Consider the following 24717-nt stretch of genomic DNA (forward strand, 5'->3'; position numbering starts at 1 on the left):
GTATGCTCATAGATTGCCCAATACGCTATCACAATTTTTAGGACAACACAAGTTATATGAAAAAGTACAGCATCAAAACTCTAGCAGTCTGTCTACTAGCCTCTAACCTAACCCTAGGGAGTTTGAGTGCACAGACGGCTCAGCGCCCCATGCTCCTGCATTACGATCGTCCGGGGATCACTTGGATGACGCAGGGGCTACCGATCGGCAATGGGGAGCTTGGCGCAATGTTTATGGGAGGATACCGCCACGAGCGTATCCAGTTCAACGAAAAAACGCTCTGGACAGGTAGCCCACAGATCCGAGGGGCTTACCAAAACTTTGGTGACCTCTACCTAGACCTCGAGCATCACCCCGACTACAATGGATACAAGCGTAGCCTAAGCCTAGACGACGCCATTGGGCGAGTGGTCTACACCAGCTCTGGTACGCAGTACGAGCGAGAGTATCTGGCCTCCCACCCTGACGGCATCATCGCCGTACGCTTGACGACACCCAACCAAAAAGGGAAGCTAAGCCTTGAAATAAACCTTAGAGATGCTCGTCCAGCCTCCGACAAGATCAAGGCAACTACGAGCCAACTACAAGCACAGGGTGCGACCTCTATCTTCGAGGGTGAACTAGATCTAGTGAGCTACGTGGCAGGGCTCCAAGCCATCAATGAGGGGGGGAGCATAGAGCTGACCAAGGAACAAAACGGGATCAAGATCAAGGACGCAAATACCGTAACTCTGTATCTTGCTCTCAAGACGAACTACGATATCCATAGCGCCTCCTACACATCCGGTTCGCTAGATGATGTGCGCAAACACGTCAAGCAGACACTCGCTAGAGCTACCACCAAGGGCTATGAACGCATCAAGGCTGACCACATAGCCGACTATCAAAAGCTCTATAATAGAGTGAAAATCAATCTAGAGCCCGAAGCCAAGGGCATCGTACCAACCCTACCTACCGACGAGATCGTTCGCCGCCAAAGGAGCCTGACCTATCTAGACGAGCTGTACTTCCAGTATGGACGCTATCTGATGATTGCTTCTAGCCGAGGTATGGATCTACCCAACAACCTGCAGGGGTTATGGAATGATAGCAACACCCCTCCTTGGGAGTCAGATATCCACACCAACATCAATATCCAAATGAACTACTGGCCAGCCGAGACAACTAATCTCTCCGAGTGCCATAAGCCATTCCTCCACTATATAGCGGTAGAGGCCGCCAAAGAAAATGGCGGCATGAGGCAAACTGCCAAAAACGAAGGTCTACGTGGCTGGAGTCTACACACACAGAGCAACATCTTCAGCCATACAGACTGGAACATCAACCGCCCAACCAATGCGTGGTATGCCATGCACCTATGGCAGCATTATCTATTCACTCAAGACAAGCATTACCTAGAGCAGACTGCTCTACCCGCCATGCGCTCTGCCTGTGAATACTGGTTCGATCGTCTAAAAAAAGACGAGCATGGCCGATGGATAGCGCCCGCCGAGTGGTCGCCCGAGCATGGTCCGTGGGAAGACGGCATTGCCTATGCTCAGCAACTGATCTGGGAGCTCTTCGATGCAACACTACAAGCCACCGATCTGGTTAAGCTTCCGAAGCCATTCGTTGCCGAACTCAAGGATAAGCTCAAGCACCTAGACCGAGGCATGGTCATTGGCTCTTGGGGACAAATCAGAGAGTGGAAGATCAAAGAAGATATCAAGGGCGACGATCATCGTCACCTCTCTCACCTTATAGCCCTATATCCCGGCAAACAGATTTCTTGGCATACAACTCCCAATCTTGCCAAGGCGGCTAAGATCTCACTCGAGTCCCGTGGAGATGACGGTACTGGCTGGAGCCGTGCTTGGAAGATTGCGCTCTGGGCTAGGCTCGGCGATGGTGACCATGCCCGGCATCTACTCAAACAAGCCCTCAACTACACATCGATGATAGGCAATAGCATGGACGTAAGGCACGGAGGTGTGTACGAGAATCTACTAGACGCACATCCACCCTTCCAGATCGATGGTAACTTCGGTGCTACGGCTGGGATCGCCGAAATGCTCCTACAGAGCCACCTTGGTTTCATCGAGCTGCTACCAGCCCTGCCTAAGGCTTGGTCTAGTGGTGCTATCTCTGGGCTTAAAGCTGCCGGCGACTTCACCCTAGGCTTCAAGTGGAATAATGGACGCATCACACAAGCTACTATTCATTCAGGCTCTGGACTACCGCTACAAATTATGGGCAAGGCTCTCGGTCACTACAACCTCGTAGATCATAGCGGTAAGGTTATTCGTGGCAAACGCACCAAGCAAGCCCATGTGATGAGCTACCCGACCCAAAAGGGCAAAACATATCGCCTAGAAGTCAAGTATTAAAACTAAAAGGGGCTGAAGCAAAACAAATTTTGCACAGCCCCTTATCGATATTATAGAATTGGCATCTCGATAAATGATACAGATTGTGTTTCGGCTAATGCCATTTTTTGAAGGGGGGAAGCATCGTGTTGCACCTTATAGTGGGTGCGAATGCACTCAATAATAGGTGCTTTTGCACCCACTATAGGGTGCTTCGATAAGGTTTTACCCTTGATCTTTCAACAAATCAAGAATCAAAACAAAGAGAAGGGGCTGTGGCAAAAACTAATTTGTCCACAGCCCCTTTTTTACTCATAGAGCTTTGGATACTCTTTTGTTGAGTCCCAAGAGTATTACGGTTAGTTTCTTATCTTTGTGCTTAGTTCTTAATTTATTAATAGAAGCTTTTTCACTATGAGTTTTTCTCTTAAAAAGGCCTTAATGCTTGGTGTAGCTGCCATATCCCTAGGGACTACCGCCAAGGCAGACAAAGGTATGTGGCTCCTCAATGAGCTTTCGCAGGAAAATCTGCGACAAATCAAAGAGCTTGGATTCCAGCTAACACCAGACTCTCTCTACAGCTTGAGCAAGCCTAGTGTCGCCAACTCAGTCGTTATCTTCGGTCGAGGTTGTACTGGGGTAACAGTATCTAAACAAGGGCTGATTATGACCAATCACCACTGCGGATATGACGCTATCCAGAGCCAATCCACAGTGGACCACGACTATCTACGAGATGGCTTCATCTCCCATACCCTAGAACAAGAGCTACCTATTGAGGGACTGCAGATCCGCTACCTAAGTGACATCAAAGATATAACATCTACCCTACTGGCCAAGCTACGCAACCCAAAGAACGAAACCGATCGTCTAACTCAACTCCAGAAGCTAAGCAATGAGCTTATCACCAAAGAAAATAAGCGCCTAAAGAACAAGCACAAGGAAGTCATCATACGCCCATACTACGCAGGCAACAAGTACTATATGCTTACGTACGATGTCTTCAGTGATGTACGTATGGTATTCGCTCCTCCAAGCTCTATCGGTAAATTCGGTGGCGATACAGACAACTGGATGTGGCCTCGTCATACGGGCGACTTCTCTGTTTTCCGTGTCTATGCCGACAAAAACAACAATCCCGCCCTATACAACAAGGACAACGTGCCCTATACACCCAAGTACTTTGCGGCAGTTTCTACACAGGGCTACGGACATGGGGACTATGCAATGACAATTGGCTTCCCCGGATCTACTGAGAGGTATATCCCATCTTGGGGCATTGAAAACCGCATGAGCAACGAAAATGATCCTCGTATTGAAGTGCGTGGAATCAAGCAGGCTATCTGGCGCAAGGCAATGGATGCCGATCAGGCTACACGCATCAAGTATGCTAGCAAGTATGCCGTTAGCTCAAACTACTGGAAGAACTCCATCGGCATGAATAGGGGCCTCAAGCGCCTTGGTGTGGTAGAGCGTAAACAGGCAGAAGAAAAGGCTTTTGATGCATGGGTACGCAACAATAGCAAGCCGGAGTATGCTGGTGTCTTGAGCCGTATGGAGCAGGCCTATAAAGCATCGGGCGATGCCAATCGTCGCTCTGTATATGTAAGCGAAACTCTGCTTAGAGGAACCGAGATTGTAGAGATATCTCGTATGCTACAGCGCTATGCCGATGAGAAAGACCCCAAGGTTCGCAAACGTATCATGGAGCAGATCGACCTATTCTACAAGGATTATGTACCTGCACTAGACCAAGAAGTGCTACCTGCAATGCTTGATGTACTGAGAAAAAACATTAAGACTGATGAGGCCAAGATAGTATTCGACATCATCGACCAGAAGTTTGGCGGAGATACGAAGGCATTTGCCGCCGATCTATTCACCCGGAGCATCGTACCTCACAAGGAGCAAGTAAGTAAGATCCTCTCGGAGGGAGATTTCAAGAAACGTCTACAAAATGACCCTGCCGTGCTATTCTCGGCACAAGCTACAATGCTCTTCGGCAAAATCCGCGACGAACGAGCTAGATACAGTGATGATATTAACTCGGGCAATCGGTTGTACTTCGCTGGTCGTATGGAGATGGATCCTAAACGTCCAATGCCTAGTGATGCTAACTTCACCATGCGTATGAGCTATGGCAGCATCAAGGGATATACACCAGCCGATGCCATCACTTATGACTACTACACGACTCCAAGAGGAATCCTAGAGAAGTACCAACCGGGATCAACCGAATTTGATCTCAAGGCAGACTTCCTTGATCTAGTTAAGAAAGGAGAGTGGGGCCGTTGGGCGGATCATGCTGGTAAAATGCATGTAGCTTTCCTCTCCAACAACGATATCACAGGGGGGAACTCTGGTAGCCCCGTCTTCGACAAGAATGGCCGTGTGATCGGACTAGCCTTCGATGGCAACTGGGAAGCTATGAGTGGAGATATCGAGTTCGAGCCCGAGCTGCAGCGTACAATCTCTGTGGATATCCGTTATGTCCTATTCGTGATTGACAAATGGGGCAAATGTCCTCGTCTAATTGAGGAACTAGATCTTCGCTAAGGAGAGAATAGCCCAAACGCTTAGGGGAGCTATGTCGGCAGATTAACTCGGCGACATAGCTCCCCTAATTCTATTCCATTGGCTACTTGAGCCGCGTCATTCTACAACCATTTAATGGGCATGACCATGATCGGCATCAGCCTCTCTCAATCGGGCATTCACGAAGAAAGCGCCACGAAGCACAATAACAGCGCCCTCCTCCAGATTCTCAAGAGGAGTAATAGCTGTATAGCCTAACTGAGATGTCCCACGTATAACCTCCACTGGAGTAAATTCCCATTCGTCCTCATGGCTATGCCCCATATCCCGTTGTACGAAAATATAGTCTTTGCCATGGGCATGCACAATTGCAGCATCGGGGACAGCTGGCAGTAGCTCTTCTCCAAGGCTAATAACGCCTGTGATATTCATACCATCAATAAACCCGGTCTTATCTCCTACCAAGTCGCAGTGTACGGCGATAGTTCTACTATTGGCCTCAAAGGTAGAGCCAATAGTATTGACACGTGCGTCATACTCACGGTTCGGGCTGTTGGTCAGACGAAAATGAATCGTTTGCCCAACCTTGATCTTGAGCAGATCTTGCTCGTAGACATTGAGATCTAGATGCAAAGAAGCATTATCAATGACCTCGGCAATAGGTGAGGACGGCTCAATATAACTACCAATCTGGCCGATGATCTCACCAATTACCCCGTCAATGGGGCTAACAATAGAGAGCGTGCCACGGAGATTGTCTGCCGAGATACTACTAGGATCAATACCAGCCAAGCGAATTTGCTGAGCCAGTGAAGCAGTTCGTGCCTTTAGACTGGATAACTCTGCCTTGGCATTCTGGAGGTTTTTAGTCGCTCCAGCACCACCTTCTTGAAGTGTTTGCTGTCTATTAACCTCTTGCTGTGCATACGTCAGTCGGCTTAGAGTAGTGAGGTATTCCTCTTGTATCTGCACAAACTGAGGATTAGCAAGGGTGGCAATCAGCTGGCCTCTACGAACGTACTGCCCCGGTAGTGTATGGATCTGCCTAATTGTACCGCCGTAGAGCGTCGTTACATATCCCTTATGCGTCTTGGGAACTTTGAGCGATCCGTTGGCTCGTATCGTAGAGGACAGCTCCTTATACTCAATAGGGCCAAGCTGTATGCCGACTGCCTTAATTTGCTCTGCAGTAATGTGCACGATAGGATCGTCGTGCGACTCCGCTTCCTCTTGGTTTGGCTTCTCTCTTTCTTGTTGAACGTTAGGCCTCTGCTGACAGGCAGATAGGATACCAAAGATCAAACTCAGATATATAATGATTGGTTTCATCGTGATTGGTCAATATGATTGATGAAGTAATGAATCTGTATGATAGACTGATTGAGCTCGTAGACGCTCTCAAGTGCAGAGAGTTCTAGCTCAGTCGTTGTTTCCAACGTATATAGATAGTCAACGTAGCTAATCTCGCCTGTGGAAAAAGCCAATTGGGCTGCTTGCAATGTCGCCTTGGCCATGGGCAGTGCCTCCTGCTGATAGTAGACACACAGGGCGTTCTTCTGCTCATAGTCGGCTAAAGTACGCAGTAGCTTCGCTTGCATCTCTCTTTCCTGCTGTCGATGAGAAAGGGATAGAGCAGAGTGGCGTATCTTCTCAGACCGAATGCGGGCCCTATTACTTCCCCAACCAAGAGGAATGGCAACTCCAATACTCCAAGCCTCACTACGTAATCCATGGCTAAGGCTACCTCGACCAATGCCATGGCTCCCCTCTAGAGGCTTATTCGCATATCCCAAAATTAGCTCTGGCAGGCTTTCATGTAGCTCTAGGCGCCCCCTATCCTTGGCAACTTGAGCTTGAAGAGCGATAGCTCGGAGCTCTGGATGTGCGGAGATATCACTGGACAACCCTTGGCGAGGGAGTGAAAGTGTAGCCAAATGATCATGTTCACTTAGGTCAAGCTCAGCCTCTAGGCCCAATAAGCTAGCAAGGTAAATCCGAGCTTGATTGAGGTCGATGCGTGCTCTTGCCAGCTCTTGCCGGCTCTTCCCCTGCTTGATGAGAGCCGTATTTAGCTCCACGGGGCTACCCTCTCCGCTATTAACATTCGATCGGCTGAGATGCACAAAGTTCGTGTACAGACTATCCAACCGCTCCATTTGCTTGAGCCGACCGCAGCAATAGATAGCCTGAATATACGCCTCTCGTACTTGAGTCAAGATCTGGCGTATCTTACCATTCATCAAGGCCTCTTGCTCGGCCTCCTCTGTCTTGAGCAGGCTACGTTTGGCTGCAAAAACCGTCGGGAAAGGAATACTTTGGCTAACCTCAATTGACAACTCCTTCTCTTTGCTAGGCATCTCCTCAATCTCTGCCGAGAGCTCTAGACGAGGTAGGGCAAATGCCGTAGGGCGCAGCACTCTAGTAGCTCTAAGAAGCATACACTCGCTCTGTATCTGGCTGTTATGCTGCATCGCCAAGGCTATCGCATCATCTACGGAAGATATCTTCGGCTTATGCCCCTCTTGGGCATATGCTGAAGTACTAACCAAGAGTAACCCTCCAATCATCAACCCTCCAACAACCCTAGAGTGCTTCATTTTTTGAGGAGTTGGATTAAACAGCATATACAGAAGAGGGAGCACGAATAGGGTCAGCAGAGTTGCCGAAATCAGGCCTCCAATAACGACCGTTGCCAAGGGCTTCTGAACCTCTGCTCCAGCTCCGGTGCTGAGCGCCATGGGTAGGAAACCAATACTTGCCACGGCGGCAGTCATCAGTACGGGACGAAGTCGCTCTGTGGCTCCGCGGCGAATTCGCTCAAGCAGACTCACGCCCGACTTCTCCAGCTCGTTGAACGTTCCGATCAGCACAATCCCATTGAGAACTGCGACTCCAAAGAGAGCAATAAATCCTATACCTGCACTGATGCTAAAGGGCATTCCTCGTAGCAACAGTGCCAGCACCCCACCAATGGCACTCATCGGTATGGCAGTAAAAATAAGTAGAGCCCAACGAGCCGATCCGAAAGTGAAATACAGCAAAGAGAAAATCAGCAAAAGTGAAACGGGGACAGCGACAAGAAGACGACTCGTTGCTTTCTGCAAATGTTCAAATTGTCCTCCGTATGTGAAGTAATACCCCGTCGGCAGCTTCATCTCATCTAGTCGATCGTGTATATCATTGACCACACTCTGGACATCTCGGCCAGATACATTGAAGCCAACAACGATGCGCCTCTTACCCTCCTCTCTACTAATCTGAGCAGGCCCGGGGCGATAATTAATTTCGGCAACTTGAGAAAGTGGTATGAGGAGTCCGTCGTGACTTGGAATAGGCAGATTACGCACATCCTCTATATCGGTCCGAAAAGCACTATCTAGGCGTACAACAAGGTCAAACCGCCGCTCATTCTCAAAGACCTGACCTGCAGCCTGACCTGCAAAAGCAGTATTCAAAGCTTGATTGGCCATATCAATCGTAATGCCATAGGTCGCTAGGCGAAGACGGTCGTACTGAACATTGATCTGAGGAAGCCCATGCACACGCTCCACCTGAGGAGCCGTAACCCCCGGCACACCGCCAATGATACTACTTACACGATTTGCATATAAGGCTAAGCTATCCAAGTTCTCGCCAAAGATCTTAACTGCGACATCTTGACGGATACCCGTCATTAACTCATTGAAACGCATCTGTATCGGCTGGTTCTTCTCAAAAAAGACACCAGGGATTACAGTCAGAGCTTCATTGATTTCATCGGCTAGTTCATCGTATGTTTTACTAGGGTTTGGCCAATCCTTCTTGTTGTGTAAAATGACCATAAGGTCTGTCGCCTCGGGTGGCATCGGATCGGTAGGCACCTCGGCAGACCCCGTCTTACCAACGACCATACGTACCTCGGCAAAGCTCTTCATAATACGTGAGGCCTGCATCGATGTTGCTATGCTTTGGCTCAGTGATGTACCCTGTGGCAAGATACAATGGTAGGCAAAATCTCCTTCCTGAAGCTGAGGAATAAACTCTCCCCCAAGCGTACGGAAGACGAAGATACTCGCAATAAATAGTGTAAGACTAGCGCCAATAACCCAGTACTTAAACCTCAATGCTCTATCCAATAGAGGAGTATAGTGACTCTGTAACCAAGCCATCATTCTATCTGATACCGTACGCTTGACTTGAGGCTCTTTGCTCAAGCAGAGCACACACATCATAGGAATATAGGTAAGCGACAGAATAAGCGCACCGATAATGGCAAAGCTAACCGTGATGGCCATAGGAGCAAACATCTTTCCCTCTACCCCAACAAGCGTGAGAATAGGGATATAGACAATAAGAATAATAATCTCGCCGAAGGTTGCACTACTACGAATACGCCTAGTAGATTCATACACCTCCTCGTCCATCTCTGTCTGTGTCATGCGACTTTTGATGGCTCGGAGCCCAATGTGATGCAGTGTTGCTTCCACAACTATGACAGACCCGTCCACAATCAACCCGAAGTCTATCGCACCTAGGCTCATAAGATTGGCACTGATACCAAAGAGGTTCATCATTCCTAAGGCAAAAAGCATAGATAAAGGGATAGCAGAGGCTACGATAAGGCCTGCACGGAGATTGCCGAGGAAAAGGACTAAGACGAAGATGACAATCAATGCTCCCTCAATGAGATTGGTTTCTACTGTCGAGATCGCTCGATCTACAAGTTCCGTCCTGTCTAGAAATGGTACAATCTCCACGTCCTCGGGGAGCGAGCGTTGGATATTGACTAGCTTCTCTTTGACACGCTCTACGAGTTTGTCACTATTCTCCCCTTTGAGCATCATGACGATGCCACCGACCGTTTCTCCCTCTCCATCTAGCGTGAGCGCTCCATACCTCGTGGCGTGGCCTATCTGCACACGAGCTACATCACGTATGAGTAGTTGTTGCCCCAGCTCCGTGTGCTTGATGTTGATGTTGCCAATATCCTCGAGGGAACTTACCACACCTATCCCTCGTATGAAGTAGGCATTGGGCTGTTTGTCTATGTATGCCCCGCCTGTATTCTCGTTATTCTGCTCAAGAGCCTCAAAAATATCGCTTACCCCAATGCCCAGAGCTCTAAGTCTATTGGGGTCTACGGCTACCTCATACTGCTTAACCTTACCGCCAAAACTATTGATCTCTGCTACGCCCGGCGTACCATTGAGCTGACGTACGACAATCCAATCCTGCATCGTGCGGAGCTCTTCCAAGCTATACTTGCCCTCGCTCTCGGGCTTAGGCCGAAGAATATACTGGTAAACCTCCCCTAACCCTGTACTTACTGGAGCTAACTCGGGGGTACCTGCTCCCTTTGGCATCTGCTCGACAGCCTCTGGCAAGTGCTCATTGATGAGCTGACGAGCGAAGTAAATATCCACTCCCTCGTCGAAAACAACTGTCACGACAGAGAGTCCAAAGCGAGAAATACTACGCACTTCCTCCAACCCCGGCAGGTTGGCAATACTCTGCTCTATAGGGAATGTCACGAGTTGCTCGACCTCTTGGCTAGCAAGACTAGGGCAGGTCGTGATGATCTGAACCTGATTATTGGTAATATCTGGCACTGCATCGATCGGCAGCCTAGTCATACTCCAGACGCCCCAAACGACTAGCAGGAGCGTCATAAAGCCTACCAAAGGCTTATGATCTATGCTGTACCGAATAATTCGATTTAGCATAATAATGATTGTTTGATAGTGAAAACCGATTGATATGCCGAACCTATTATATATAGGGAGCACATCAATAAAGATGGTGTAGGCGCAGAGGGCCTACAAGCACAAATCAATGGGGCATACGCTACCCTATGTAAGTGCTTCGATACACTATGCCAATCGTGGAGGATGCCAGATACTGACGAGGAAAGAAGGTATTAGATTGTTTTCGTAGTCTGCAAATTTGATTTGCTTGGCGGTCGGATATCTGGGAACCGCCACCGTCACAGCAAATCTAATAGTGGGCTCTATAATTAAACCACAACAAGCACAAGCACACAGCGGGCTGCAACCCTCTGAGTGCCCTGCTCCCATATCGGCACAGACCTGAGCCTCGGCATGGTGATGATGCTCACCCTCATGGGCATCAAGGCAAGGAATAGCCGATAAGAACAGCAGATACAAGCTAAATATATAGATGACCCACTTCATATCTAGCACAAAGGTAAGATTTTTAGCCGTGTGTTGTACGTAAATCGGAGGGCTACCTATGATATTAGCTTCTCACAAATTGCATGATCAGCCAAGAGATGCCAAGGATTAAGTATTGGGAAAGTCTACGCTACTTCTCTGGGCAATTGAGAGGGCTGATAGAGGCGTAATACTACACCAAAATGCAAGATCCTTGATGTCGGCTGGGTAAGTAGCCTCACCCAATAGATCTGCACCAAGGACACGTAGCATCATATAGTCCATACCTTGGTGATGCTTGTCTTGTCGGAGTGCCTCCTCTCCCCAGATCTGCCAGCAGGGGTGGAGATACTGCTCTATGTAGGGCTCATCAGCCTCCCATGTTTGCCTTGGACTGATACCCTCCAGATAGATGCGGCGACCATCGCCCTGCCAAATCCCTTTGGTTCCCTGCACCTCATAGTCCAAGCTCTTGGGGCGTGGTAGAGTTGTGTCGTGAGTTAGGCTAATGAGCACTCCAGACGCAGTAGTGATCTGAGTAGAAATGATATCTCCAGTAGCTACAGGCTCTATATCCCCTCGATTAGTTTGTTGAGCATAGAGTTCTAGCCCTCTCGCCCTAGATGCTACTGCCGTGAGGTGTAGAGGTCGATCATGTCTACCAATACCAACTATGAAGCAGAGCGGAGCTAGTCCATGAGTGGGATATAGGTCGCCATTGACTCTATGGTAGTAGCCTGTGCGCCAATGTTCATCTGCCCCCTCGGGCATCAAGAGAGTCCTAAGGTCGTGTCGGTATCCTCCTCTAAGATGAATAATCTCGCCCAATATACCCGCCAATACCATCTGCTGGAGTGCCATGATCTCACGCATAAATAGTGTATTCTCCAGAGGATAGACTCTAAGCCCCTTGGCTCTGCTCAGACGAATAACCTCATCATACTCCCCTTGATGCAACCCTCCTTTGATCTCCAGAGCCAAGTGTACGCCTGCATGCAGGCAATCCTCTGCCTGCTGCATCTGGATCTTCCACGGCGAAGCGATGAAGACAAGATCTATCTCTTGCTCCTCTAGCATACGTCTATAGTCCTCTCCCGACTGGTTGTAAACTTTTGCGCTAGGGCAAAGAGCAATCGAGGCAGAGGGGTCGGCAACGGCAACGACCTCGTACAATCCTATCGTCTGTAGCAGCTGTAGCAAATAGGAGCCACGATACCCAAGGCCTATGATTGCAGTACGAATGGTGTGCGAGGGCATATCCAAGTATATCTATCTAGCAAAGCCATAGGGCTAGACCTAGTCGTAGACCGTGGGTAGCCCTATGGGTAATACAATATCTAGTGTCGTAGCCTCTACGCCTTCTTGGTGATGCGCTCCTGCCAAGCCCAAGCAGACTTGAGCGTATCGGCGAGTGTTTCTTTAGCCTCCCAACCAAGCACCTCGTTGGCATGCTTAGGATTGGCCCATACCTGCTCGATGTCGCCCTCTCTACGGCCGACGATCTTATGTGGCACCTTGACACCCGTCACCTGCTCAAACGTATTGATTAGCTCAAGCACACTAACGCCACGACCGGTACCGATGTTGAAAGTTTCGAGCGGCTCACTCTGCTTATCCTCATCTAAGATACGCTCGATGGCGATGACGTGAGCCTTGGCCAAATCAACTACGTTAATATAGTCACGAATACATGATCCATCTGGCGTATTGTAATCATCGCCGAAGACACTTAGCTCTTGACGAATACCAGCAGCCGTCTGCGTCAAATAGGGGATTAGGTTCTGTGGTACGCCTAGAGGTAGCTCACCGATTAGCGCAGAGGAGTGCGCTCCAATGGGATTGAAGTAGCGCAGACGAATGGCCTTATATGGAGCCCCTGCATAGATTGCATCTCGCAAGATCTCTTCATTGATCTGCTTGGTATTGCCATAGGGCGATAGAGCCTCTTGCACAGGAGCATTCTCCGTCACTGGTAGTACCTCTGGCTGACCATAGACAGTACAAGAGGAGGAGAAAACAATCCCTTTGGTACCGTGGCGCTCCATAGCCTCGAGCATCACGATGAGGGAGAGCAGATTGTTGCGATAGTACAGCAAAGGCTTCTGAACCGACTCCCCTACTGCCTTGGAAGCAGCGAAGTGAATTAGGCCGACAATGCCGGGATTCTCGGAGAAGATACGCTCTACTGCTGCCTCGTCGTTGCAGTCTGCTTCGTAAAACTTAGGGCGAATACCCGTGATAGCTTCGATACCATCAAGCACCTCAATATTTGAGTTGGAGAGGTTGTCCATGGATATGACTTCGTAGCCAGCATTGATCAGCTCGACCGTTGTGTGCGAACCGATATAGCCAGTTCCACCCGTTACAAGGATTTTTCCTTTCATTGTGATATAGTTATTATCGTTTAGTTAGCCTTAGAGGGTTTGGTTGATTTCGTCAATATAGGCAAGGAGCTCATCACGCCCTTCCTTCTTCTCGCTACTGGTTACGAAGATAGGTGGTAGCTCCTCCCAGCTCTCTCGCAGCTTTTGCTTGTACGCCTCCACATTCGCCGAGAGCCTGCCTCGGCTGAGTTTATCTGCCTTGGTGAAGACGAGCGCAAATGGCACACCATGCTCACCTGCCCACTCGATAAACTCTAGGTCTATCTTCTGAGGCTTATGGCGGCAGTCTAGCAGGACAAATAGGCAGGTAAGCTGCTCACGGTCAAGGATATAGCTCTCAATTATCGTCTTGAACTTCTCTCTATTGCTCTGCCCAAGGCGAGCATAGCCATAGCCGGGGAGGTCTACTAGATGCCACGATTTATTAATCAAAAAATGATTGATAAGCTGCGTCTTACCCGGTTTCTGTGAGGTCATAGCCAGCCCTTTGTGCGCTGTGATCATATTGATCAGAGAGGATTTACCAACATTACTGCGACCAATGAATGCATACTCTGGGAGTGCACTATCAGGACATTTCTTGACGTCCGTATTGCTGATGACGAATTCCGCCGTTTTGATGATCATACTATCTTATCCGATTCTGACAAATGAATTAAAGCAGGCCCATCTCCAGTAGCCTGATGATGCGCTCCGTGACGGCATCGTCCTCAACCTCCTTTGGGTTGTAGGGCGACTTGAGGTTAGCACCCACGACCTTGGCAAACGCATTCCACCACCAAGCCCGCCAGCCCCCCAAAAAAGCCTTAACTAACTCGTAGCTGGTTTGCCCACATTGGCGATTGATGAGCTTGATGAGCAGTTGCCCCTGACGAAGGGTGAGATCCCTCATTTTAGGTTCCATCTCGGCTTTAAGCTCCTGCTCGACACGCTTGAGATGCGCCTCACGCTCCTCGTCGCTCTCTAGAGATTCCATATACTCGTAGGTCTCTATAATCGTAGCGGCGACATACTTGGCGTATGGGAGCGTCTTCTTGACGTCCCTGATACGGCGCCAATAGGCGGCTCGCTCCTCCCCACTAAGTGGACGAGTGCGGTAGGACGAGCGGACCAGCACAGAGGGAAGATTGACCACAGCAGTGGTATCGATCTGTACTCTGCCACAAGCCTTGGCTTGGCCTACCTGCCCTGCGAGCAGGCCCACAAGGTAGAGCAGTAGCAGGGTAGCCCAAGCGGGCCATAGAGATCGACGACACATAGCTATCGTGTGAGATGATGTTAATAGAACTTAGCTTCGTCTGCATCGTAGGCTGTAGCCAGTCCACCAGTAGAGGTTTCTCGGTAGAGGCTAGGCAAATCCTTGCCCGTCTTACGCATCACCTCCACGACTTGGTCGAAGCTAACACGATGATGCCCATCGCTGAAGGTGCCGAATGTATTGGCGTCTAAAGCTCTCGCAGCAGCGAAGGCGTTACGCTCGATACAAGGGATCTGTACTAGACCACAAACAGGGTCGCAGGTTAGCCCCAAGTGATGCTCCAGCCCCATCTCCGCAGAGTACTCAATCTGTAGATTGGAGCCTCCGAAGAGCTGACAAGCAGCTGCGGCTCCCATAGCACACGCCACTCCAACCTCTCCTTGGCAGCCAACCTCTGCCCCAGAAATCGAGGCATTGGTACGCACGACATTGCCAAAAAGGCCTGCCGTAGCGAGGGCACGCAGAATACGCTGGTCGGGGAACTCACGAGTCTTCTTGAGGTGATACAGCACAGCCGGTATAATACCACAGCTACCACAAGTCGGAGCTGTGACGACACGTCCACCGGCAGCATTATGCTCGCTCACTGCGAGGGCATAGGCATAGACCAAGCCTCTGTTCTTGATGCTCACAGAGCCATACCCATTGGCCTTGACGAAGTAGGTAGCAGCCTTACGCCTGAGTCCTAGCCCACCGGGTAGTATTCCCTCGGCTTCCAAACCGTCCTCTACTGCCTGCTGCATGACTCGCCACACCTCGGCCAAAAAGTCCCAGATATCCTCATCTTCGTACTTGGCGACATACTCCCAATAGCTCATACCGGTGCGATTAAGCTCGTACATGATCTCACGCATCGTATTCTGAGGATAGACATCTTTGATTTTCTGCTCATTGAAGTCTTCGTTGGCGAGTGTACCACCACCTATACTATAAACCGTGAAAGTATCTATGATATTGCCATCACGGTCATAGCCGTCGAACTTCATGCCGTTGGGGTGAAACGGCAACTCGATATCGGGGAACCACTCGATGGTTGTGGGCGCCTTGGCCTCCAAGATGCGTAGCAGAGCCACATCGGTCATGTGTCCCTTGCCCGTGGCTGCAAGGCTACCATAGAGGGAAACCTGATAGCACACAGCATGGGGGCAGCGCTCGAGAAACATCTCTGCGGCTCGCACCGGCCCCATCGTGTGGCTGCTGCTCGGGCCATACCCAATCCGAAATATCTGTTTTATAGACTCCATGAGCTCGCTCAATAAATTATTGTGAAGCCAAAGGTAGTCAATAAATGGCAATTTATCTCTCCTGCGCAGCCTACTAAATACCGCTCGCTCAAGCGCAATCAAGCCAGCGTACTATCCATTGACAGGGACATAAGAGAGCAGAGAAAGCGCCCACATTTGCTCTACCATACCGCAAGCTAAGGGGCATATACCAGACAGCCTGCCGATGGCACCTAAAAAAGGGGCTGCGCCAAACGTATTTCGACGCAACCCCCTCTGTAATTCATCTATCCGAGAGCGCATAGGCGGCTCTCGAGCACTGTACTACTCGGCTTCTTTCTGTATAAGCAGTTTAATCTTTTCCTCTAATAGCTCAATATCGGTCATGAGCTTCTCACGCTTGCGCTCCAGATCTTTGAGCAGGCTAGATCCACCCTTGCTGCTGATGTTGAGGAACTGCAAATTGTTTTCGTAAGTCTGTAGCTCGCTACGCATACGATCCAAAATGCGAGTCATGCGCTGCCTCTCGTGGCTAAGCCCTCCCTGCTGATCGGAGATGTTCTTGAGACTCTCGGTGTAACCATTGAGGCGACGCTGAGTGCGCTGCTGGCGCACACGACCGTAGAGCTCATCGAGCAGCTCCTTGTGCTTGCGGTTTACCTCGTCCTTATCCTTGTGGGGGACATGTCCGATGCTCTGCCACTTCTTACCCGACTCCTCGAGCTGCAGACGGAGCTGATTGATATCCTCCTCTGTACGCAATGCCTCCAACTCGGCTAAGATCTGTTGCTTGGCCTGCAGATTGGCTTGTAGATTGCCCTGCATTGCTCCTCGCTCATTTTTGCGACGCTCGAAGAAGTAGTCGAAGCAAGCTCTAAACTCATTCCAAATGCGCTGGCTGTACTTGTTGGGGACTGCCCCAATCTTTGTCCACTCGGCTTGTAGAGCCTTGAGCGCCTCTGCCGTCTTGTTCCAGTCTGTACTATCCTTGAGCGCCTTGGCCTGCTCGAGTAGTGCTCGTTTCTTGGTCAGGTTCTCCGACAGCTCGGCTCGGAAGCTATCGAAGAAAGCAGACTTCCTCTGGAAAAAAGTATCTAGCGAGGCTCTATATCTCTGATAGATCGATTCGTTGTCCTTGCGACCCGTGAAGCCGATAGTCTTCCACTTCTCCTGCAGATCATGAATGCGAGCGGTCAGCTCGTCCCAGCCCTTGCGGCGGTGAGGCATAGCCTCTTGGAGCAACTCCTCCAGCTCTAGGCAAATAGCCGTCTTTGCCTCAAGGTTAGCCGCCTCCTGCTGGTGCTTTTGGTCGTGGTGGTCTTGGTGCCGCTTATAGATAGCGGTGGTAAATTCCTTAAACTTACCGTGTATCTCAGCCCTCAGCTCACGAGCCACGGGGCCAAGGTTGTGCCAACAATCGACCAGAGGATTGAGTGCCTTGATCGCCTGCACCGGATTATCTAGCCCGACGAGAGGTTCAATCTCGGCCAATAGCTGAGTCTTGGCCTCGAGGTTCTTGCGGAAGTCATACTCTCTGAGCTCCTCGTTAATTGATTTGAGCTCATAGAAACGATCACGTAGTGCGCCGAAGCTACTCCTTAGCGCCTTCTCGTCTTGTGGACTTAGCGGGCGTGCAGCCTCCCATTGCTCTCTGATCTGATGAAACTCACTATAGACCTTACCAAAGTCCTCACCTGCCTCCAAGAGAGCCTCTAGTTTGGAGAGCAAATCATCGCAAACAGCTTTATTCTCCTTATAGATACGTTCTTGCTCTTCTATACGCTTGCGATCTAGCTCCTTGAAGTTTTGTAGCAGATCATTCATGCGCTCCTCTTGGATCTCTGCTTGGGCTAGAGCATCGGCATTCTCTTCGCTCTGTAGCTGCTCTTTCTTTTTGTAGAACATCGAGCGAATAAGCTCGACTTGCTTACGCTCTGGCAACTCTGCTCCTTGCAGGATAACGGCCAAGTGGTCAATAAGCTGGCTTGGATTTAGCGTAGAGTAATTAACGCTGTTGGGACTTAACTCACTCTGCTCTGTCTGTGGTGCGGCAGAAGAGATCACCTCGTCTTGATTGGCGAGGGGTTGTGGACATTGCTGTGCTTCCATCATTACACAATCTTTCTTTGTACTACGTGTTGCTTCTCACGGGAATACCTATCTACATCTAGAGAGATAAGAATCAACCCGCTCTGAGAAGTTGAATTTACTCATCTACAAAATAAGTTTTTTTTCTGCAAAGAAACAAACATATTTATTGGAACTTCCTTACCAGTACGATTGAGGGCTATCGACATCTGCTTGCGTGATACGCTATCCAAATGATTAGTTCAGAAAACTAACACGCCCCGAAGAACCACTAGGATTCTAGGCCGAAAATCAAGCATCGCAGGAGGGGGCAGGATTTATATTTTCGCTCATTTTTCAGATTGTTGATGGGAAAGCATATGAGCGCTTGGGCAAAAATGTGTAGACCTCGTATTTGCCCCTTAGCAAGCTCGACACGGCGCTGGACTTCGTTCGAGCACTTCTCCTCAGCCCAACAAAGATCCCCACCCAAAACAGACCAAATGCAAAACGCTAGAAAACAAACACATAAATAAATACGCCAAGCTTTTTCGTCAGCACATGGCATGAGTTTTGTTTTTTCTTCCCATCAATCTTTTGAGGTCAGTGGACACATCGCAGAGGATTAGCCCACCAATCCTCCCAGATTAGTCCTTCAATTTTTCGGCAAAATCGTATCAACCTTCAAGAACCTCCAGCCTATGCTCGCAAGAATGAGCACTAATCCATTTACATACCTTAACAAAAGTGTAGACAAACGAATACGAGCGCACCTTGGTCTTCAGTACAATGAACTCACCTATCTAGGCTAAGCGATCATGAAAATCCCCTCGACTCAACTTCTGGAGCCTTGGCTCTGATTTTATTCCTAACTTTATATCGTTAATTGACAAGACAAACTCAAGACGATGGAGCATAATCAAGACAAAAAAGGAACCATTCTCATCACTGGAGGGCGAAGCCTGATCGGGATAAGACTTACACGACATCTGAGAGAGCAAGGCTATAGGGTTCTGTGGCTCACACGCCATGTAGAGGAGAGCATGGAGGAGTGCGACGAGGCTTTCTACTGGGATATGGAGGAACGACTGATCGCAGAGCACCCACTACAGCAAGCCGACGTCATCATTCATCTAGCAGGTGTGAGCCTCTTCGGCGAGCGATGGACCAGAGCTCGCAAGCGAGATATCCTGCGTAGCCGTGTCCTATCGGCACGCCTACTAGTGAATCGCCTCTCACAGATCGAGCACCACGTCAAGACAATCATTTGGGGATCATCACTCTTCTTCTACCCCAGTAAGAGCGGGCGCATCTATGCCCACGAAGAAGAAGGGGCAGGGCGCAGCTTCCTAGCTCAGGCCTACGAGATGCTAGAGGCAGAAGCCTCTAGAGCAAAGGAGCTACTTGGCGTGCGTAGCGTGGTGCTACGACAAGGCTTCGTCCTAGACCCACATCGCGGAGGGCTGCCCAATATGCTCCTGCCCGTACGCTTTGGCCTAAACACGCCTTTGGGCAAGGGTAACCAATATGTAAACTGGATACATATCGCCGACCTCTGTCGCATCTACACGCACGCCATCGAGCAGGAGCAAATGAGTGGCGTCTACAATGCTTGCGCCGAGGCTCCTCTGACCAACAACCAATTTATGTACGGTCTATCGTGCATATCGGGGCACGACCACCTACGTATCCCAGTCCCCAGTAAGCTAATACAAATAGCCCTAGGGGAGATGAGCCGTGATCTACTCAGAGGAAGACCAGCCAGCTGCGACAAACTCATCGCAGAGGGCTTCGCATTTCAATACCATAGCCTCAACCAAGCCCTAAGGGCTATCTTACGAGAGCGACCTATGAGCTGACCCTTTTTTGTACAATCATTATGAATCGGCTGTATCTATTACTAATCCTACTATTAGCCCATACCACCCTATGGGCTAATTTACATTTGATGAAACCCCGACAAACCAACACTCAAGCCAAGGTTCGGCAAACCTCTACCCCACTTACCCAATGGCAGTATCAGATGCTAGGCGATAGTCTATGGACAGCTTGCACTGTGCCGAGCCTCGTCCAAGATGAACTCATCAAAGCAGGCAAGCTACCCGACCCACACTACCGAGCCAATGAGCCCCTAGTGCAGTGGCCTAGCGAAGAAGACTGGATCTATCGCACGCGCTTTGTGCTCTCGACAGATGCGCTCTCGGCAAATAAAAAGCACTTCCTAGAGCTAGACGGTGTAGACACCTATGCCGATATATATATCAATGGTAGTCATCTTGGCAGCACGAGCAATATGTTTCTGGCCTATCGCTACGACATCACACCACATATAGCCTCGGGGGAGAACACCGTAACGGTACACATATATAGCCCTCTCAAAAGGGTTCATGCGCAGTATCTCTCCAATGGCTTCAACTACCCTGCCGACAACGATCACGCCCCTATTCGATATAGCCCATTTACGCGCAAAGCTCCCTACCACTACGGCTGGGACTGGGGAATGCGCCTCGTCGCTATGGGACTATGGCGTCCCGTACGCCTAAGCAGCTACGAGGAGGCCAGACTAGACGATGTATCGCTATCCACAAGCATCGTCTGGAGCAAAGAGCACCAGCCCACAGAGGCTCGCATCGAGGTTATGCCCGAGCTAACTCTATTAACCCCAACCACGGGCCTCTGCTATGAGGTAGCTCTCGAGGACGAGCAAGGGCAAATCTGCGCCAAGAGCCGTAGCACAGACCTCCAGAAGCCTATAATGCTCACAGTGCAGCGACCTCATCTATGGTGGCCCAATGGCTGGGGAGATCCTTACCTCTATCGGCTATCGGTATCGCTACGCAATGCGCTGGGAGAGGAACTGGATCACTGGAGCAAACATATCGGCATTAGGGAGATTAAGTTCGTCAATCAGCCTGACCAATGGGGGACTTCTTTCTACTGGGAGGTCAATAAACGCCCCATATTCATTCGTGGAGCGAACTACATTCCCGGGGAACTACTACTGACCAAGCGACATGGCAAGGATTTTGAGCGCCTATTCGACGACATCATCTTCGCCAATATGAATATGATCCGTGTCTGGGGAGGTGGTATCTACGAGGACGAGAGATTCTACGACGAGGCCGACAGACGTGGCATACTCATCTGGCAGGACTTTATGTTTGCCTGCACTGCTTACCCGAGCGATCGAGAGTTTCTATCCCTAGTACGCCAAGAAGCCGAGTATCAAGTTCGTCGCCTACGCCACCACGCCTCTCTAGCCCTGTGGTGTGGCAACAACGAAGTCGAGGAGGCTCTCAAATACTGGGGCTGGGCAAGCAGGTACTCCGCAGATCACTATCAACAGATGAGGCAGGGATACGACCCACTCTTCCGCCAGACACTACCAGAGGTGGTAGCCAACCTAGACGGCCAAAGATGCTATATACACGGCTCTCCCATGCAAGCGAACTGGGGTAGACCAGAGAGTTTCGGACATGGCGACAGCCACTATTGGGGACTTTGGTATGGTCAGCAGCCTTTCGAGATTTTTCGCTCCGCTAGGGGTATGCGCTTCGTCAGCGAGTTTGGCTTCCAGTCCCTACCGACTCATGCCCTAATCTCTAGCTTTACACTGCCAGAGGATCATGATCTGGGCTCCGAGGTGATGAGGGTGCATCAGAAAGCCTCCACTGGCAACCAACGCATACTGGAGTATATGGAGCAGTACTACCAAGTACCGCAGTCTTTCGATAGACTCGTCTATGTATCTCAGGTATTACAAGGCAGAGGCATGGCCAAGGCAATACGTACTCTACGTAGCCAACGACCGGTGTGTATGGGTATGCTCTACTGGCAGCTCAATGATGTCTGGCCTGCTCTCTCATGGAGCAGCATCGACTACGGGCAAAACTACAAGGCTATGCACTACACCACGAGAGAGGCCTACGCCCCTATTGCTCTACTAGCCGAGCCACTTGGATCGGATTCGATCGCCATCTATGTAGCCAATGACCAGCTACAAGCTCTACAAGAAGGCAAACTAAGCCTAGGGCTCTACGCACTTGGAGGCAAAGAGATCCGTCAGGCAAGCATCAGTATACCAAACTGCCCACCCAATCAGCTCACACACCTATCGACGATCTCGACACAGGAGTGGGAGTTGGACCCCAGCTCTAGAGATCGAGTACTATCCATAAGTCTAGAGTTTGCTCATCATGACCCTATTCAACTAGAGTATTACCCTTGCCCGACCAAAGACCTGAAGCTAGAGCAGGAGCATGTCAAGGTCGAGATACTAGAGCAGAAGCAAGGCGAAGCAACGCTCCGCCTAAGCTCACCAGTACTCATCAAAGACATTTGGCTCACACTTGCCCAGCAACAGGCTCGCTTCAGTCGCAACTGCTTCGACCTGCTACCAAGGCAGGAGGTTATCGTACAGATCAGACACGAGCAGATCGAGGCCAAGGCTCCTCTTGACCTACGCCTAATGAGTATGAACCCGACGGCGAATACAATGTAATAAGTGAATAAATAGGGGGAGTAGATTGAGGCAATAAGGGCCAAATAAATTTGGAAAATTGGCTTAATCATCGGAACTTTGGAGCAACGTATATATATTATAAATATCAAAATTCGATTATAGTTATGAGTAACAAGCGAGTTATCCCACCGTCCGAACTGATCATCAACGCCGATGGCTCTATATTTCATCTACATATCAAGCCCGAACAATTAGCAGATCGTGTATTCCTCGTTGGCGATCCTGCTCGTGTAGATCTAGTGGCCAAGCGCTTCGATAGCATCGAGTGTGACATCACGAGCCGAGAGTTCCACACCATTACTGGCATGTATCGAGGCAAGCGCATCAGCGTAGTGAGCCATGGTATCGGTACCGATAATATAGACATTGTGCTTAACGAGCTTGACGCCCTAGCCAACATCGACTTCGAAACGAGGCAAGTCAAAGACGAATTTCGACAGCTTACCCTCGTGCGTGTCGGCACCTCTGGTGGCCTGCAAGACGTTAGCCCAATCGGGACTTACGTAGCCGCCTCTCACAGCATCGGCTTCGATGGCGTAATCTACTTCTACGGCGGTACAGACAAAATCCGCAATAAGACATTCGAAGCCGAGCTATGCAAGCAACTCGACTGGCAGATCGAGGGGCTCAAGCCCTACGTCGTACCAGCAGATGCATCTCTACTAGAGCAAATCTGCCAAGATGACATTCTGCGTGGCAACACGATTGCAGCCAATGGCTTCTACGGCCCGCAAGGACGGAGCCTACGCCTCTCGCTACAAGACCCCGAGCTCAACAAGAAGATTCAGGCCTTCGACCTAGACGGGCAGGTCATCACCAATTACGAAATGGAGAGCTCCTCTCTAGCAGGTCTAGCAGCTCTAATGGGACATCGAGCCCTCACGGTCTGCTGCATCATCGCAGGACGAAAGGCAGAGAAGATGAATACCGACTACAAAGGCAGCATAGAGGGATTAATAGATATGGTACTCGAGCGCATCTAACCACAGCAACAACATGGACATTAACGAAGAACTCCTGCATCACCCCGAGAACGACCCTGCCTACATGGGGCTCAAAGTAAATCAGGGTGTGAGTGTACAGCCTATGCTCAACCCCAATTTTAGGCGTGTGCCACGGCGTCAGTACACAGTCGATGAGTTTGTCGAGGGGATACTCCGATCGGATATTACGATCCTCAGCCAAGCCGTAACGCTCGTTGAGAGCAATCACCCAGATCATCAGGTCATCGCCCAGCAGATTATCGAGCGTTGCCTCCCCTACACAGGCAAATCAATCCGCATTGGTCTGACGGGTGTGCCGGGTGCAGGTAAGAGTACCTCGATAGATACCTTCGGAATACACCTGTGTAAGCAGGGGCGCAAGCTGGCCGTCCTTGCAATCGACCCAAGTAGCGAACGCTCTGGAGGAAGTATTCTGGGTGACAAAACTCGTATGGAGCAGCTCTCTCACCACCCTAACGCCTTCATTCGCCCTAGCCCTACGGCAGGCTCTCTAGGAGGTGTGGCACGTAAGACCCGAGAAACGATCATGCTCTGCGAGGCGGCAGGCTACGACACGATTATTGTCGAAACGGTAGGGGTCGGCCAGAGCGAAACGGCAGTGCACTCCATGGTAGACTTCTTCCTGCTGATCCAGCTATCGGGAACGGGAGATGAGCTGCAAGGGATCAAACGTGGGATCATGGAGATGGCCGATGCCATCATCATCAACAAAGCAGACGGAGATAATATCCCCAAAGCCAATCTAGCAGCCTCGCACTTCCGCAATGCCCTACACCTATTCCCGCCTACAGAGTCGGGCTGGAAACCCAAAGTACTGACCTACTCAGGCTTCTACGGCCTCGGGATCAAGGAAATCTGGGATATGGTCGATGAGTACCGTCACTTTGCTATGGACTCTGGCTACTTCTACGAGAAGCGCCAAAGACAGGCCAAATGGTGGATGTATGAAACAGTAAACGAGGCATTGCATCGCTCGTTCTATGGTAGTGATGTGGTCAAATCCCTGCGTCCGGGCATCGAGCAACAGGTGCTAGACGATATGGTGTCCTCCTTCGTTGGTGCGCAGAAGCTCCTCGATGCCTACTACGACTCTCTGAAGGAATAGCAGAAGAGAGAGCCAAAGCCCATAAAACGAGGGCATAGCTTTACCCAAAACACTCTTATCCAGAGGCGAGATCTAGTAACTCACTAGGCCTCGCCTCCTTTTTTGTGACACATCGCTCCCCGAGC

16 protein-coding genes are annotated in these 24717 nt (G+C 50.1%); 7 read left to right on the plus strand and 9 right to left on the minus strand.

Going from position 1 to position 24717, the window contains the following annotated elements:
* Window positions 1-56 precede the first annotated feature (56 nt).
* Together HQ48_RS05435 and HQ48_RS05440 are read left to right on the plus strand one after the other, a co-directional pair.
* Entirely contained in the window at window positions 57-2366 is a 2310-nt protein-coding gene (locus tag HQ48_RS05435) for a glycoside hydrolase N-terminal domain-containing protein (protein WP_044232181.1), read from the plus strand.
* A 393-nt stretch (window positions 2367-2759) separates the two neighbouring features.
* Window positions 2760-4901 (plus strand): S46 family peptidase, encoded by a 2142-nt coding sequence (locus tag HQ48_RS05440; protein ID WP_044232183.1) that lies wholly within the window; start codon window positions 2760-2762, stop codon window positions 4899-4901.
* Between the two features lie 111 nt (window positions 4902-5012).
* On the opposite strand, the gene HQ48_RS05445 is transcribed toward HQ48_RS05440, so the two are convergent.
* The 8 genes from HQ48_RS05445 to HQ48_RS05475 form a co-directional block, all read right to left on the minus strand.
* The gene (locus HQ48_RS05445; protein ID WP_052408982.1) at window positions 5013-6209 is read right to left on the minus strand and encodes an efflux RND transporter periplasmic adaptor subunit; all 1197 of its coding nucleotides are present in this window, start codon (window positions 6207-6209) and stop codon (window positions 5013-5015) included.
* Window positions 6206-10582, minus strand: a complete 4377-nt coding sequence (locus HQ48_RS05450) for a CusA/CzcA family heavy metal efflux RND transporter (RefSeq protein ID WP_044232188.1) — start codon at window positions 10580-10582, stop codon at window positions 6206-6208. The genes HQ48_RS05445 and HQ48_RS05450 overlap by 4 nt, the downstream gene beginning before the upstream one ends.
* Window positions 10583-10729: 147 nt before the next feature.
* A complete protein-coding gene (locus HQ48_RS09300; RefSeq protein WP_152568322.1) occupies window positions 10730-11050 on the minus strand; it encodes a DUF6660 family protein in 321 nt (106 codons plus the stop codon).
* 108 nt (window positions 11051-11158) lie between these two features.
* Entirely contained in the window at window positions 11159-12286 is a 1128-nt protein-coding gene (locus tag HQ48_RS05455; RefSeq protein WP_044232190.1) for a Gfo/Idh/MocA family protein, read from the minus strand.
* Window positions 12287-12381: 95 nt separating this feature from the next.
* Window positions 12382-13413 carry a UDP-glucose 4-epimerase GalE gene (gene galE, locus HQ48_RS05460; RefSeq protein WP_044232193.1) on the minus strand — a complete coding sequence of 344 codons (1032 nt, stop codon included), beginning with the start codon at window positions 13411-13413 and terminating at the stop codon, window positions 12382-12384.
* A 30-nt stretch (window positions 13414-13443) separates the two neighbouring features.
* Entirely contained in the window at window positions 13444-14040 is a 597-nt protein-coding gene (gene yihA / locus HQ48_RS05465) for a ribosome biogenesis GTP-binding protein YihA/YsxC (RefSeq protein ID WP_044232194.1), read from the minus strand.
* 28 nt (window positions 14041-14068) lie between these two features.
* Window positions 14069-14671 carry a DUF4294 domain-containing protein gene (locus HQ48_RS05470; RefSeq protein ID WP_044232196.1) on the minus strand — a complete coding sequence of 201 codons (603 nt, stop codon included), beginning with the start codon at window positions 14669-14671 and terminating at the stop codon, window positions 14069-14071.
* 20 nt (window positions 14672-14691) lie between these two features.
* The gene (locus tag HQ48_RS05475) at window positions 14692-15915 is read right to left on the minus strand and encodes an L-serine ammonia-lyase (protein ID WP_044190403.1); all 1224 of its coding nucleotides are present in this window, start codon (window positions 15913-15915) and stop codon (window positions 14692-14694) included.
* Between the two features lie 21 nt (window positions 15916-15936).
* On the opposite strand from HQ48_RS05475, the gene HQ48_RS09385 reads away from it, so the two are divergent.
* Window positions 15937-16095: a hypothetical protein gene (locus tag HQ48_RS09385; protein ID WP_160225932.1), complete on the plus strand. Its 159-nt coding sequence runs from the start codon at window positions 15937-15939 to the stop codon at window positions 16093-16095.
* Window positions 16096-16218: 123 nt separating this feature from the next.
* Here HQ48_RS09385 and HQ48_RS05480 read toward each other — a convergent pair whose 3' ends face one another.
* On the minus strand, window positions 16219-18006 hold the full coding sequence (locus HQ48_RS05480; RefSeq protein WP_052408983.1) for a DUF349 domain-containing protein: 1788 nt from the start codon (window positions 18004-18006) through the stop codon (window positions 16219-16221).
* Window positions 18007-18869: 863 nt separating this feature from the next.
* On the opposite strand from HQ48_RS05480, the gene HQ48_RS05490 reads away from it, so the two are divergent.
* From HQ48_RS05490 to meaB, 4 genes are all read left to right on the plus strand, one after another.
* Window positions 18870-19820, plus strand: a complete 951-nt coding sequence (locus HQ48_RS05490; protein ID WP_044190400.1) for a TIGR01777 family oxidoreductase — start codon at window positions 18870-18872, stop codon at window positions 19818-19820.
* Between the two features lie 89 nt (window positions 19821-19909).
* Complete coding sequence (locus HQ48_RS05495) at window positions 19910-22462, plus strand: glycoside hydrolase family 2 protein (protein ID WP_044232199.1); 2553 nt, start codon at window positions 19910-19912, stop codon at window positions 22460-22462.
* 125 nt (window positions 22463-22587) lie between these two features.
* Window positions 22588-23466: a nucleoside phosphorylase gene (locus HQ48_RS05500; RefSeq protein ID WP_044232202.1), complete on the plus strand. Its 879-nt coding sequence runs from the start codon at window positions 22588-22590 to the stop codon at window positions 23464-23466.
* Window positions 23467-23500: 34 nt separating this feature from the next.
* Window positions 23501-24592 (plus strand): methylmalonyl Co-A mutase-associated GTPase MeaB, encoded by a 1092-nt coding sequence (gene meaB, locus HQ48_RS05505; RefSeq protein WP_044190538.1) that lies wholly within the window; start codon window positions 23501-23503, stop codon window positions 24590-24592.
* Window positions 24593-24717 lie beyond the last annotated feature (125 nt).

The sequence above is a fragment of the Porphyromonas sp. COT-290 OH3588 genome, from assembly GCF_000769075.1.
Classification (GTDB): Bacteria; Bacteroidota; Bacteroidia; order Bacteroidales; family Porphyromonadaceae; genus Porphyromonas.